General features: G+C 63.5%; 12 protein-coding genes. 8 read left to right on the plus strand and 4 right to left on the minus strand.

The genetic code is table 11. The features are described from left to right. The first annotated feature begins 400 nt into the window (after positions 1-400). From AC1DVM_RS20875 to AC1DVM_RS20910, 8 genes are all read left to right on the plus strand, one after another. Positions 401-724, plus strand: a complete 324-nt coding sequence (locus AC1DVM_RS20875; protein ID WP_477257661.1) for an FtsB family cell division protein — start codon at positions 401-403, stop codon at positions 722-724. A 278-nt stretch (positions 725-1,002) separates the two neighbouring features. Next, positions 1,003-1,944 carry a pyruvate dehydrogenase (acetyl-transferring) E1 component subunit alpha gene (gene pdhA / locus AC1DVM_RS20880; protein ID WP_477257678.1) on the plus strand — a complete coding sequence of 314 codons (942 nt, stop codon included), beginning with the start codon at positions 1,003-1,005 and terminating at the stop codon, positions 1,942-1,944. Beyond that, positions 1,875-3,323, plus strand: a complete 1,449-nt coding sequence (locus AC1DVM_RS20885; protein WP_477257663.1) for a pyruvate dehydrogenase complex E1 component subunit beta — start codon at positions 1,875-1,877, stop codon at positions 3,321-3,323. The genes pdhA and AC1DVM_RS20885 overlap by 70 nt, the downstream gene beginning before the upstream one ends. A gap of 4 nt (positions 3,324-3,327) precedes the next feature. Then, the gene (locus tag AC1DVM_RS20890; protein WP_477257665.1) at positions 3,328-3,624 is read left to right on the plus strand and encodes a DUF5076 domain-containing protein; all 297 of its coding nucleotides are present in this window, start codon (positions 3,328-3,330) and stop codon (positions 3,622-3,624) included. Positions 3,625-3,652: 28 nt separating this feature from the next. Next, a complete protein-coding gene (locus AC1DVM_RS20895) occupies positions 3,653-5,023 on the plus strand; it encodes a pyruvate dehydrogenase complex dihydrolipoamide acetyltransferase (RefSeq protein ID WP_477257667.1) in 1,371 nt (456 codons plus the stop codon). 82 nt (positions 5,024-5,105) lie between these two features. After that, complete coding sequence (locus AC1DVM_RS20900; RefSeq protein ID WP_477257669.1) at positions 5,106-5,498, plus strand: endonuclease domain-containing protein; 393 nt, start codon at positions 5,106-5,108, stop codon at positions 5,496-5,498. Between the two features lie 37 nt (positions 5,499-5,535). After that, positions 5,536-6,972: a dihydrolipoyl dehydrogenase gene (lpdA, locus tag AC1DVM_RS20905; RefSeq protein WP_477257671.1), complete on the plus strand. Its 1,437-nt coding sequence runs from the start codon at positions 5,536-5,538 to the stop codon at positions 6,970-6,972. Between the two features lie 59 nt (positions 6,973-7,031). Beyond that, complete coding sequence (locus tag AC1DVM_RS20910) at positions 7,032-8,045, plus strand: YeiH family protein (protein WP_477257673.1); 1,014 nt, start codon at positions 7,032-7,034, stop codon at positions 8,043-8,045. Between the two features lie 12 nt (positions 8,046-8,057). Here AC1DVM_RS20910 and AC1DVM_RS20915 read toward each other — a convergent pair whose 3' ends face one another. The 4 genes from AC1DVM_RS20915 to AC1DVM_RS20930 are packed head-to-tail and all read right to left on the minus strand — an operon-like array spanning position 8,058 to position 12,472. Further along, positions 8,058-9,152, minus strand: coding sequence for an ABC transporter ATP-binding protein (locus tag AC1DVM_RS20915; protein WP_477257675.1), 1,095 nt, complete (start codon positions 9,150-9,152; stop codon positions 8,058-8,060). A gap of 3 nt (positions 9,153-9,155) precedes the next feature. After that, positions 9,156-10,703 carry an argininosuccinate lyase gene (argH, locus tag AC1DVM_RS20920; RefSeq protein WP_477257676.1) on the minus strand — a complete coding sequence of 516 codons (1,548 nt, stop codon included), beginning with the start codon at positions 10,701-10,703 and terminating at the stop codon, positions 9,156-9,158. A gap of 3 nt (positions 10,704-10,706) precedes the next feature. Continuing rightward, entirely contained in the window at positions 10,707-11,522 is an 816-nt protein-coding gene (locus AC1DVM_RS20925; protein WP_477257680.1) for a carbohydrate ABC transporter permease, read from the minus strand. A gap of 53 nt (positions 11,523-11,575) precedes the next feature. Beyond that, entirely contained in the window at positions 11,576-12,472 is an 897-nt protein-coding gene (locus AC1DVM_RS20930; protein ID WP_477257682.1) for a carbohydrate ABC transporter permease, read from the minus strand. Between the last annotated feature and the right edge of the window lie 39 nt (positions 12,473-12,511).

Raw genomic sequence — 12,511 nt, forward strand, 5'->3', positions numbered from 1 at the left:
GCTCCCCGCCGGGGAGAGGTGGGAGAGCCCCTCGCTTCGCTCGATATCTCGTGTCGGAGAGGTGGGATAGCTCCGCTCTTCCCGTGACGAGCCCCAGCCTCGTCCGCCATCGCCGGTTTGATGCTGCCCCTGCGACATATTGCTACAACATATCAAATCGACTAATGCCTGCGATATGGGGCGGAGCGACCCACGCGCTCGTCACGCAACAGGAGCGTCGTCATGCTGCCGGTCGAACCCTCGATCCTTATCAATGCCTCGAGAGGTGGGATAGGCCCTCGCTTCGCTCCACCTCCCCCCACCGGGGAGAGGTGGGATAGCCCCATGGCGACTCCCGTTGGGCGGTGCCGCTTCATCTCGTTAAACCGCTTTTTAACCATGCGTCTCTACAACTCGCATTATGGTCATACGCAGGCGCCTCCGCCGATTCCTCATTCCCCTGACGCTCTACAGCGTGTCCGCCGCCGTGGCCGGATACTTCGTCCACCATGCCCATAGCGGCGCGCGCGGTTTCGAGGCACGTGAGAAATACGAAGCGCAGGCGCAGGATCTCACCAACGAACTCGAGATCGTGCGCTCCGAGCGGGCCGATTGGGATCGTCGCATCGCGCTCCTGCGCAGCGACCAGATCGACCGCGATCTTCTCGAGGAACGGGCCCGCGTCATGCTCGGACGTGTGCACCGCAGCGATCTCGTCATTATCCTCGGCGACGGCAAAAATTAACCCGATCTTCCGCTTAACTTAATTCGAGTTGATCGAAATTAAGCGAGTTTTATCAAGAGGTTGTTTCATTCACTGTATCGTTGAAACACTCTTTTGAGGCTCTCGATTTCCTTAACCGACTGCGCTACAACTTTCGTCGAGGAAACCCTTCGGAGGACCCGATGGCTGTTGCTGCCCGCAAGGCAAACAAGTCCACGCCAAACAAGAATGCGGCTCGAAAAGCCGTTCCCAATTCCCCCCAATTCGACAAGGACCAGGATCTCGACGCCTACCGCGAGATGCTTCTCATCCGCCGCTTCGAGGAGAAGTCCGGCCAGATGTACGGCATGGGTCTCATCGGCGGCTTCTGTCACCTCTATATCGGCCAGGAAGCGGTCGTCGTCGGCATGCAGCTTGCGACGAAGCCCGGCGACCAGGTGATCACCGGCTATCGCGATCACGGTCACATGCTGGCCTGCGGGATGGAATCGCGCGGCGTCATGGCCGAATTGACCGGCCGTCGCGGCGGCCTGTCGAAGGGCAAGGGCGGCTCCATGCACATGTTCTCGAAGGAGAAGCATTTCTATGGCGGCCACGGCATCGTCGGCGCGCAGGTGTCGCTCGGCACCGGTATCGCGTTTGCCAACCATTACCGCCAGAACGGCAATGTGTGCCTGACCTATTTCGGTGATGGCGCGGCGAACCAGGGGCAGGTCTACGAGAGCTTCAACATGGCGCAGCTCTGGAAGCTGCCGGTCGTCTACGTGATCGAGAACAACCGCTACGCCATGGGCACCGCGGTCAGCCGCGCTTCCGCCCAGACGGATTTCTCCAAGCGCGGCGTCTCGTTCGGCATTCCCGGCGAACAGGTGGACGGCATGGATATCCGCGCGGTCTATGCGGCCGGGCAACGGGCCATCGAGCATGCGCGCTCCGGCAAGGGGCCCTACATTCTCGAGATGCAGACCTACCGCTATCGCGGCCACTCCATGTCCGACCCGGCGAAGTACCGCACGAAGGACGAGGTGACCCGCATGCGCGAGGAGCACGACCCCATCGAGCAGGTGCGCCGCCGCCTTCTGGAGAGCTGGAAGCTGTCGGAAGACGAGCTGAAGGCCATCGACAGCAAGGTGCGCGAGATCGTCAACGTGGCGGCCGAGGTCGCGACGCCATGGCGATCGACATTCTCATGCCCGCCCTGTCTCCCACCATGGAACAGGGCAAACTGGCCAAATGGCTGAAAAAAGAAGGCGACAAGGTCAAGCCCGGCGACGTGCTGGCCGAAATCGAAACCGACAAGGCGACCATGGAGGTCGAGGCGATCGACGAGGGAATCCTTGCCAAGATCCTCGTCGGCGACGGCACCGACAACGTCGCGGTGAACACGCCCATCGGCGTGCTGGCCATGGACGGCGAGGACGTGTCGAAGGCGGCGGCGTCGTCCGCCGCACCCACGGCCCCTGCCGCTCCCGCCCAAACCGCGCCGACACCGGATGCGCAGAAGGAGGGGCTCGCCGACGCCCCCTCGGCGATAGGCCGCGGGGCGGACACGAATCCGGATGCATTGCCGGCGGCGCCCTCCCTGATCTCCACACGCACCTCGCACGATGCCATGGCGGAAATTCCCGAGGGCACCGAGATGGTCACCATGACCGTCCGCGAAGCGCTCCGCGACGCCATGGCGGAGGAGATGCGCCGGGACGGCAACGTGTTCGTGATGGGCGAGGAGGTGGCCGAATACCAGGGCGCCTACAAGGTCACGCAAGGATTGCTGCAGGAATTCGGCGATCGCCGCGTCATCGACACGCCGATTACCGAGCACGGATTCGCGGGCGTCGGCGTCGGCGCGGCGTTCACGGGCCTGCGCCCGATCGTCGAGTTCATGACGTTCAACTTCGCCATGCAGGCGATCGACCAGATCATCAACTCGGCGGCCAAGACCCTCTACATGTCGGGCGGCCAGCTCGGCGCGCCCATCGTGTTCCGCGGCCCCAACGGCGCCGCCTCGCGCGTCGGCGCGCAGCACAGCCAGGACTTCTCGGCGTGGTACTCGGCGGTGCCGGGTCTCAAGGTGGTGTCGCCCTATTCGGCGGCCGACGCCAAGGGCCTGCTCAAGAGCGCGATCCGCGACCCCAACCCGGTGATCTTCCTCGAAAACGAAATCCTCTACGGCCAGTCGTTCCCGGTGCCGAAGCTCGATGATTTTGTGGTGCCGATCGGCAAGGCGCGCATCCACCGCGAAGGCAAGGACGTCACGCTCGTGTCCTTCTCCATCGGCGTCAGCTATGCGCTGAAGGCGGCGCAAGAACTGGAGAAAGAAGGCATCAGCGCCGAGGTCGTGGACCTTCGCACCATCCGCCCGATGGACACCGACACCATCGTGGCCTCGGTGATGAAGACGGGGCGCTGCGTGACCATCGAGGAAGGCTATCCGCAATCCGGCGTGGGTTCGGAAATCTCCGCCCGGATCATGGAGAATGCCTTCGATTACCTCGACGCGCCGGTCATCCGCATCACCGGCAAGGACGTGCCGATGCCCTATGCGGCCAACCTCGAAAAGCTAGCGCTTCCCTCCGTCGCCGAGATCGTGCAGGCGGCGAAGGCGGTTTGCTACAGGTAACCCCATGGCCAACCACAAATTCGACGCCCTCAACGTTCCCCCCGACGCGCTTGAAAAAGGCGGCGTGGAGATCTTGCGGGCGTCGGTGGTGGACGGGGCGGTGAGCATCGCGCTGAGGCGCGCGTTTGACGATCCGTTCACCTGGGGCGTGTTGCTGGTCGATCTCGCACGACATGCGGCGCGCGTCTATGCGGCCGAGACAGAATATTCCGAAGCCGAGGCGATGGCTGAAATCACCGCCGGCATCCAGACCGAGTTGGACGATCCCTCCGATCCCGGCCCGACCCAGGCCATCAACTGAACCTCAATCGCTCAGGATCCATCACATCATGCCCATCAATATCCTGATGCCCGCTCTCTCTCCCACCATGGAAAAGGGCAACCTTGCCAAGTGGCTGAAGAAGGAAGGCGACACGGTCAAATCCGGCGACGTCATCGCCGAGATCGAAACCGACAAGGCCACCATGGAAGTCGAAGCGGTGGATGAGGGGATCCTCGCCAAGATCCTCATTCCCGAAGGCACCGCCGACGTGGCGGTGAACCAGCCGATCGCGGTGATCGCCGGTGAGGGCGAAGACCCCAAGAGCGTGACGGGCGCCGCCTCCGGCGGCCCGGCGCCGAAGTCGGAAGCGGCGGCCGCGCCGGCTCCCGCCGCGGCTCCCGCACCGAAGGCCGAGGCAGCGGCTCCGCAAGCTTCCGCACCCGCTGCCGCACCCACGCCTCCGGCAAAGCCAAATGGCGGCGCAGGGCAGGGCGGGCGCATCTTCGCGTCGCCGCTCGCCAAGCGCGTCGCGAAGGAGGCCGGTCTCGATCTCGGATCGATTCAAGGCTCGGGTCCGCATGGGCGCATCGTTGAAAAGGACGTGAAATCCGCGGTTTCGGGTGGAACGGCGAAACCTGCGCAGCCCGCCGCCGCGCCGGCTGCGAAAGCCGCACCAGCGGCGGCGCTCGCAAGCTCCATGTCGTCCGATCAGGTCAAGGCGATGTTCGAGCCGGGCTCCTACGAGGAAATCCCCCTCGACGGCATGCGCAAGACCATCGCCAAGCGTCTGGTGGAATCCAAGCAAACGGTGCCGCATTTCTATCTCACGCTCGATTGCGAACTCGATGCGCTCATGGCCATGCGCGAGCAGATCAATGCGGGCGCGCCGAAGGACAAGGATGGCAAGCCGTCCTACAAGCTCTCGGTGAACGACTTCGTCATCAAGGCCATGGCGATTGCCCTTCAGCGCGTGCCGGCGGCGAACTCGGTCTGGGCTGATGATCGCATCCTGCGCCTCAAGCATTCCGATGTGGGCGTCGCGGTCGCCATCGAAGGCGGGCTGTTCACGCCGGTGATCCGCAAATGCGAGACCAAGACGCTGACGGCGATTTCGGCCGAGATGAAGGATCTCGCGGGCCGCGCCCGCAACCGTCGTCTCAAGCCCGAGGAATATACCGGCGGCTCCACGGCCGTCTCCAATCTCGGCATGTTCGGCATCAAGGATTTTCTCGCCGTCATCAACCCGCCGCAGGGCACGATCCTCGCTGTCGGCGCGGGTGAGAAGCGCATGGTGGTGAAGAACGACGCGCCCGCCATCGTGCAGGCGATGACGGTGACGCTCTCGTGCGACCATCGCGTCGTCGACGGCGCGCTCGGCGCGGAATTGCTGGCCGCGTTCAAGGTGCTGATCGAGAATCCGATGTCGATGGTGGTGTAAGGAATGCGCTTCTTTCCCTCCCCCTTGCGGGGAGGGGTAGGGGTGGGGGTCGCGACTTATGCTCATGCCAACAGGACCAGCAATGTCATGGAAGCAGCCACGCCTCAGACCGATTACGGCGCGGGCGGCCGCCCATTCGAAGACGTTGCGTCGTGAGCTGACTGAGCCTGAGTTACGGTTGTGGTGGCACCTCCGAAAGCGAATGCCTCTCGAGGGAACGCATTTTCGCCGTCAGGTCGCCATTGATCCTTACGTGGTCGACTTCCTTTGTCACACGGCAAGGATCGTCGTTGAGGTCGACGGCGAACACCATGGCTCGGACGAGGCCCGCGCATATGACGAGAGACGCGGCTCGTATCTTGTCGCTCAGGGTTTGCAGGTTCTCCGTTTTTCCAATCGTGATGTCATGCTCGAAATCGATGTCGTGCTTGACACTATTCATGCGGTGCTTTGCGCGTCCGACCCCCACCCCTAACCCCWCCCCGCAAGGGGGAGGGGAATTGGAGATCTAAATGACAACCCCATACGACATCATCGTCATCGGCGGCGGGCCGGGCGGATACGTCGCGGCGATCCGGGCAGCGCAGCTCGGGCTCAAGACGGCTGTGGTCGAGCGCGAACATATGGGTGGCATCTGCCTCAACTGGGGCTGCATTCCCACGAAGGCGCTGCTGCGGTCTGCCGAGATTTATCACTACATGAATCACGCCAAGGATTACGGGCTCGTGGCCGACAAGATCGGCTATGACGCGGCCGCCATCGTGCAGCGTTCGCGCGGCGTGTCCGGTCGTCTCAACGGCGGCATCGGCATGTTGATGAAGAAGAACAAGATCGACGTGATCTGGGGCGAGGCGAATATTGCGAAGCCCGGCGAGGTCGTCGTCACCGAGCCGAAGAAACCCGCCGTGCAGCCGCAGACGCCGCCGCCCAAGGGGACGCTGCCGGCCGGCACCTATCAGGCAAAGCACATTATCGTGGCGACCGGCGCGCGTCCGCGGGCGCTGCCCGGCATCGAGCCGGACGGCAAGCTGATCTGGACCTATTTCGAGGCCATGAAGCCGGAGGCGATGCCGAAATCGCTTCTCGTCATGGGCTCGGGCGCCATCGGCATCGAGTTCGCCTCGTTCTACCGCACCATGGGCGCCGAGGTTACGGTGGTGGAAGTGCTGCCGCAGATCCTGCCCGTCGAGGATGCGGAGATCGCGGCCCATGCCCGCAAGCGTTTCGAGAAGCAGGGCATCAAGATCATCACCGGCGCGAAGGTAACCAAGGTCGAGAAGGGCGCCAATTCCGTCACCGCCACCATCGACGACGGCAAGGCGACGCAAACGCTCACCGCCGAGCGCCTGATCTCCGCCGTGGGCGTCGTCGGCAACATCGAGAATCTCGGGCTCGAAAAACTCGGCGTGAAGATCGATCGCGGCACGGTGGTCACCGACGGTCTCGGACGCACCAATGTCCCGGGTATCTACGCCATCGGCGATGTCGCCGGACCGCCGATGCTGGCGCACAAGGCCGAGCACGAGGGCGTCATCTGCGTGGAAACCATCAAGGGGCTCGATACGCACCCGATGGAGAAACTGAAGATCCCCGGCTGCACCTATTGCCATCCGCAGATCGCATCCGTGGGCCTGACGGAGGCGAAAGCAAAGGAGCAGGGGCTCGACATTCGCGTCGGCCGCTTCCCGTTCGTCGGCAACGGCAAGGCGATCGCGCTCGGCGAGCCGGAAGGCTTGGTGAAGACCATCTTCGACAAGAAGACCGGGCAGCTTCTCGGCGCGCATCTCGTGGGTGCCGAAGTTACCGAGCTGATCCAGGGTTTCGTCATCGCGATGAATCTCGAGACCACCGAGGAAGAGCTGATCCACGCCGTGTTCCCGCATCCGACCCTCTCGGAGACGATGCACGAGAGCGTGCTGGATGCGTATGGGCGCGTGATTCACATCTAGAGAACGCGACCAGGCCGACGCATCGCCGCGAGCGTTCTGTGCCTTTGAGGGATGCCCGGGTGACTGCGAAAGAAGGCTTGCGTTTCATCCCCGGGCTCGCCCTTTGCGCCGGCATCTCGCTTGCGGCCATCGGCCTGCAGCGGCTGGAGGAGCATTGGACGGGCCGACCGTGGCTCGAAGCGCTCGTGATTGCGATCCTGCTCGGCACCGTCGTCAGAACCTGTTGGACGCCTGGCAGCCGCTGGGTTCCCGGCATCGGCCTCAGCGGCAAGACCCTGCTTGAAATCGCCGTCATGCTGCTGGGAGCATCGGTCAGTTTTCGGGCCGTCGCGGAAGCCGGATTGGGTCTCATCCTCGGCGTAGCCTTCGTGGTCGTGGTGGCGCTCGGCGCGAGTTACGGTCTTTGCCGCGTTCTCGGATTGCCCAAGCGCATGGCGGTGCTCGTCGCCTGTGGAAACTCCATCTGCGGCAACTCCGCCATCGCGGCGGTGGCCCCCGTGATCGGCGCGCGCGGCGAGGATGTGGCGTCCTCCATCGCCTTCACGGCCATCCTCGGCGTGATCGTGGTTCTTGCGCTCCCGCTGCTCGTTCCGCTCCTTGCGCTCACCGACACGCAATATGGAATTCTGGCAGGCCTGAGCGTCTACGCGGTTCCGCAGGTCCTGGCCGCCACCATGCCGGTGGGCATGGTCAGCGTGCAGATCGGGACGCTCGTCAAGCTCCTGCGCGTTCTCATGCTGGGCCCTGTGGTGCTTGTGCTGTCCTTCATCATGGGGACGCGCGGGAAGCGAAGCTCACGGCCGTCGCTGACCCGATTGGTGCCCTGGTTCATCGTGGGGTTTCTCGRCCTCGCCGCTCTTCGCTCGGCGGGCTTGATCCCCGATATGCTTCTTGGCGCGATCATGCCCACGGCGACCATTCTGACGGTCATTTCCATGGCGGCGCTGGGCCTTGGCGTCGATCTCAAGGTGCTGGGCCGCGTCGGCGGGCGGGTCACGCTCGCCGTCACGCTGTCGCTCGTCGTTCTCGTCGCGGTGAGCCTCGGATTGATCGCGGCGCTCGGCGTGCGGTGAGAAGACGCCGCCTCAGCCCGAAATCCGTGTTCCATCCTCGTCGAAAAGATGAAGCCGCGAGGCGTCGAACCGCAGGTCGACCTTGTCGCCGGCGGCGGGAACGAAGCGGCCATCCGCCATGCCCACCAGTTCCCGTTCGCCGACCCGCACGATAACCTGCGTCGTATTTCCAAGGGGCTCGGCGATCAGGACCTCGCCTTTGAAACCATCCGCGACGGCAAGCCCGGTCGCGGGCGCGATCGTGAGGTCGTCGGGCCGCAAACCGGCCGTGACCTGCCGGCGGCTGCCAAGCCGGGCCGCCATGTCGTTCGGCAACGACACGATGGTGTCGGCCGCGAGGGCAAGCCCGGCAGCGGAATCGTGCGCGACCACCGGGAGATCCAGAAGGTTCATGGTCGGCGTGCCGATGAAGCCTGCCACGAAGGTGCTCGCGGGAGCGTGGAAAACCTCCAGCGGCGTTCCGATCTGTTCGATGCGACCGTCGCGCATGATGACGATGCGGTCGGCAAGCGTCATGGCTTCCACTTGGTCGTGCGTGACATACACGATGGTGGTTCCAATCGACTGATGCAGCCGCTTGATCTCCGTGCGCATGTGTCCGCGCAGCTGCGCATCGAGGTTCGACAGCGGCTCGTCGAAGAGGAAAACGCTCGGATCGCGGACGATGGCGCGGCCCATGGCGACGCGCTGGCGCTGGCCGCCCGACAATTCATTCGGGCGTCGCTCCAGCAGGTCCGTCAGTCCGAGCAGGTCGGCCGCCTTTCGCACCTTGACGTCGATCTCGGGCTTCGGCAGGCGCGCTGCGTGGAGCCCGAAGGCGATGTTCCGGTAGACGGTCATATGCGGATAGAGGGCATAGTTCTGGAACACCATGGCGATGTTCCGGTCTTTCGGCTCGAGCGTGTTGACGACGCGCCCGGCGATCCTGATCGTCCCGCTGGTCAGGCTCTCGAGTCCGGCGATCATGCGAAGCGTCGTGGATTTCCCGCAGCCAGACGGTCCCACGAGGACGACGAATTCCCCATCCTCGATGTGAAGGTCGATTCCGTGCACCACCTTCGTGCTGCCGTATCGTTTGACCACGTTCTGGAGCGAGAGGTCGGCCATGGTTCACATCTTTCCCGTCGTCGTCGCGGCACGCGTGTGGCGGTCGATTTCCGCTCTGAGACCTTGCCTTGCCCGCGTGGCGCGCGTGCGCCGGTCCTCGACGAGGTTGCGGGCTTCGGCTTCCTGCGCGGCGTAGATCGCGAGGCTGTCCGCCATGGCCTCGGGGGCCGGTCCGCCCGGCAAGGTCCGCACCGCGATGAAATGCTCCGGGGTGACGACATGCCTGAACATGGTCTCGGAGAGGGCCGGCGCTTGACCCGCCTGCTCGGCGAAGATGCGCGAGAAGGTCTCGTACGAGACGGTCGACAGAGTCTCGCCGCTCTTCTGCAGGTGTCTGGCAAGGTTGCCCGCGATGTGGTGCGCCACGGAGAAGGGCAGGCGCTCCTCGCGCACGATCGTGTCGGCGAGCTCGGTGATCGTGGCATAGGACGCGTCGATATTCGCACGCGCCCGCGCCTCGTCGATCTTCGCGGAAGAGAGCACGCCGTCGAGGAGGGTGAGGATGCGCTCGGCCATGGCGAAGGCCTCGTAACCTTGCGTATGAACCTCGTGCTCGTTGTCGTTCATGTCGGTGAACGGCGTGTTGTGCAGCGCCGTCAGCACCGCGTCGCACTTGCCCATGCACAGGGACGACATCAGCCGAAGGTGTTCGACGGGAACGGGATTGCGCTTCTGCGGCATGATCGAACTGATCTGCACATAGCCATCCGAGAACCGCAACTGGCCGACCTCGAAGGCTGTCCAGAACGCCATGTCCTGCGCAAATCGCCCGAGATCGAGAGCCATTACCTTGATGGCGGCGTAGACGCCGGCCGTATAATCGCTGGAGGCGATGCAGCCGTAGGAGTTCCGGAGGAAGTCGCGAAAACCTAAGAGTTCGGCCATGCGCGCGCGGTTCAGGGGGAACCCGGTCGTGGTGATCGCAGCCGCGCCCATGGTGCAGAGGTCCACCACGTCCCGAGCCTGCATCAACCGCGTCGCGTCGCGCAGCAGCGCCTCCGTCTGCGCGCCGAGATAGTGTCCGTAGGTCGAAGGTTGCGCCGGCTGACCATGGGTGTAGGCGAGAATGAGCGTCCCCGCTTCTTCGCGCGAACGGCGGATCAGGGTCGCGACAACGTCGAGAAGGCGGATGGTGAGATGGTCCAGCCGCTCGAGCAGGGCCAGCTTGAAGAGCGTGTGATCGATATCGTTGCGCGAACGCCCCGTGTGCAGGCGCCCGGCCGTGTCGGGGCCGACGCGATCCGAAAGCAGGCGCTCGACGTAGAAGAACATGTCCTCGAATTCGCCCGTATAGGCCTCCGGTTCGGCACGCGCTGCGAGTTCGGCCTCGATGGAGTCGAGCGCGACGAGAATCGCCGCGATTTCCTCGGCATTCAGCAAGCCCTGTTCGGCCAGCATGACGCCATGCGCGCGATGAAGCTGCAGCAGGTGACCGAGATGATGTCGCTGGCCCAGCGCGAAGGCCGGCGCCAGGACAGACTCCGCGTAGGCCGGAGCCGGAAACCGGTCGGCGTTGCCGATGTGGGATTGCTCTTTCGTACTCTTGCGCATGGCTTAACCCTTCAGCCCGGCGAGCACGACGCCGCGGATGATGTAGCGTTGGAAGACGATGAAGACGAGGAGCGTCGGCAGGGTCGCGATGGTGGCGCCCGCCATGATGAGCTCCCACTCGGTGAGATACTCGCCCGAAAATGACGCGAGCCCGACAGGCAAGGTATAGAGCTCGCGGTCGTTGGTGGCGATCAGCGGCCACAGAAAGGCCGTCCAGTTGCCGAGAAACGTGAAGATCGCGAGCGCCGAGAGGGCAGGAGTGACGAGCGGCATCGCAACCTTCCACCAGATCTGGAATTCGCTCAATCCGTCGATGCGCGCCGCGTGGATGTAATCGTCCGGAACGCCGGCGAAGAACTGCCGCATCAGGAACACGCCGAACCCCGTCATCATTCCGGGAAACATGATTCCCCAGTAGGTGTTCAGCCATCCGAAATTCTTCGCCATGATGTACCATGGGATGATCAGCATCTCGGTCGGGATCATGAGCGTCGTCAGGATGGCGATGAAAATGAGGTTGCGCCCCCGGAACGTGAACTTCGCCAGCGTGTAGCCGATGAGCGAGTCGAAGAAGATCACCGACACCGTGACGAGAGCGCTCGTGACGAACGAATTCAGGAGCCAGTAACCGAACGGAGTGTTCTTGAAGATAAAGAGATAGTTGTCGAAGGTCGGCTCGCGCGGAATGATGTTGAGATCGTAGATCTCGCTCGAATATTTGAGAGAGGTTGCGACCATGTAGATGAGGGGCGTCATCATGACGATTCCGCCGATGACGAGAAGCGTCCAGGCCAGCATCCGGCCCGGATGCGCGGCCATGTCCACCCACCAACGGGAGGACACGAGTGACTCGGTGGCGGTGTCGGGAATCTTCATGTGCGTGACCGGATCAGCCGCAGCTGGATGAGACTGATCGACAGAAGGATGACGAATAGAACGAGGGTCTGGGCGGCAGCATAGCCCATCCGGTAGGACCGGAACGCGCTCTCATAGATGTAGAGCACGAGGGGCTTCGTGCTGTTCAGCGGGCCGCCGGCGCCGTTGTCGGTCATGTTGTAGACCGTGTCGAAGATCCGCAGGAAACCGATTGAGGAGATCACCACCAGGAAGACGATGGTGGGCCTGAGAAGCGGCAGCGTGATCTCGCGCAGGATCATCCACTTCCCCGCGCCGTCGATCCGCGCGGCCTCGTAATAGCTCGACGGAATGGCGCGCAGGCCCGCCATGAAAAGCACGATCTGGAAACCGAGGCCCGCCCAGATCGCCGGCGCGAGAACGGCGGGAAGCGCCTGGGCGGTCGATCGCAGGAAGGGCTGCGTCTCCATGCCGACCACGTTGAGGATGTTGTTGAACAATCCGATCGGCGGCGGCTGATAGAACCAGCGCCAGACCCATGCCATCGCGACGGATGTCGTCAGGTGCGGGATGAAGTAGAACGCACGGATCAAGCCGTGCCCGAACCGCACCTGATCGAGATAATAGGCGATCACGAATGACAGGATGAGGCTCACCGGCGTGCCGATGAGGAGGTACAGAAAGGTGTTCTTGAACGAGATCCAGAACACCGGGTCGTAGAGAATGCGCGAAAAGTTCTCCAGGCCGACGAAGCGGGCCGGCGACAGCAGGTTCCATTCCGTGAACGCGATGCCGAAGGATTCGATTGCCGGGTAGAAGCGGATCACACCGAAAAAGAGGATCGGCACGGAAAGGAAGATCCAGGCGTGGATCGCCTGCTTGGTCTCGATGGTGCGTTCGTCGAAGATCCGCATGATGCGATCCGCCCTATAAGACAGGGTGCCCTGCCGCCG

The sequence above is a fragment of the Microvirga sp. P4_A5 genome (genome assembly GCF_056402495.1).

Bases quoted from the DNA above. Each gene is read 5' to 3' on its own strand.
- AC1DVM_RS20875 (WP_477257661.1), top strand. From the start codon at position 401: ATGGTCATACGCAGGCGCCTCCGCCGATTCCTCATTCCCCTGACGCTC.
- pdhA (WP_477257678.1), top strand. From the start codon at position 1,003: ATGCTTCTCATCCGCCGCTTCGAGGAGAAGTCCGGCCAGATGTACGGC.
- AC1DVM_RS20885 (WP_477257663.1), top strand. From the start codon at position 1,875: ATGGCGATCGACATTCTCATGCCCGCCCTGTCTCCCACCATGGAACAG.
- AC1DVM_RS20890 (WP_477257665.1), top strand. From the start codon at position 3,328: ATGGCCAACCACAAATTCGACGCCCTCAACGTTCCCCCCGACGCGCTT.
- AC1DVM_RS20895 (WP_477257667.1), top strand. From the start codon at position 3,653: ATGCCCATCAATATCCTGATGCCCGCTCTCTCTCCCACCATGGAAAAG.
- AC1DVM_RS20900 (WP_477257669.1), top strand. From the start codon at position 5,106: ATGTCATGGAAGCAGCCACGCCTCAGACCGATTACGGCGCGGGCGGCC.
- lpdA (WP_477257671.1), top strand. From the start codon at position 5,536: ATGACAACCCCATACGACATCATCGTCATCGGCGGCGGGCCGGGCGGA.
- AC1DVM_RS20915 (WP_477257675.1), bottom strand. From the start codon at position 9,152: ATGGCCGACCTCTCGCTCCAGAACGTGGTCAAACGATACGGCAGCACG.
- argH (WP_477257676.1), bottom strand. From the start codon at position 10,703: ATGCGCAAGAGTACGAAAGAGCAATCCCACATCGGCAACGCCGACCGG.
- AC1DVM_RS20925 (WP_477257680.1), bottom strand. From the start codon at position 11,522: ATGGCCGCGCATCCGGGCCGGATGCTGGCCTGGACGCTTCTCGTCATC.
- AC1DVM_RS20930 (WP_477257682.1), bottom strand. From the start codon at position 12,472: ATGCGGATCTTCGACGAACGCACCATCGAGACCAAGCAGGCGATCCAC.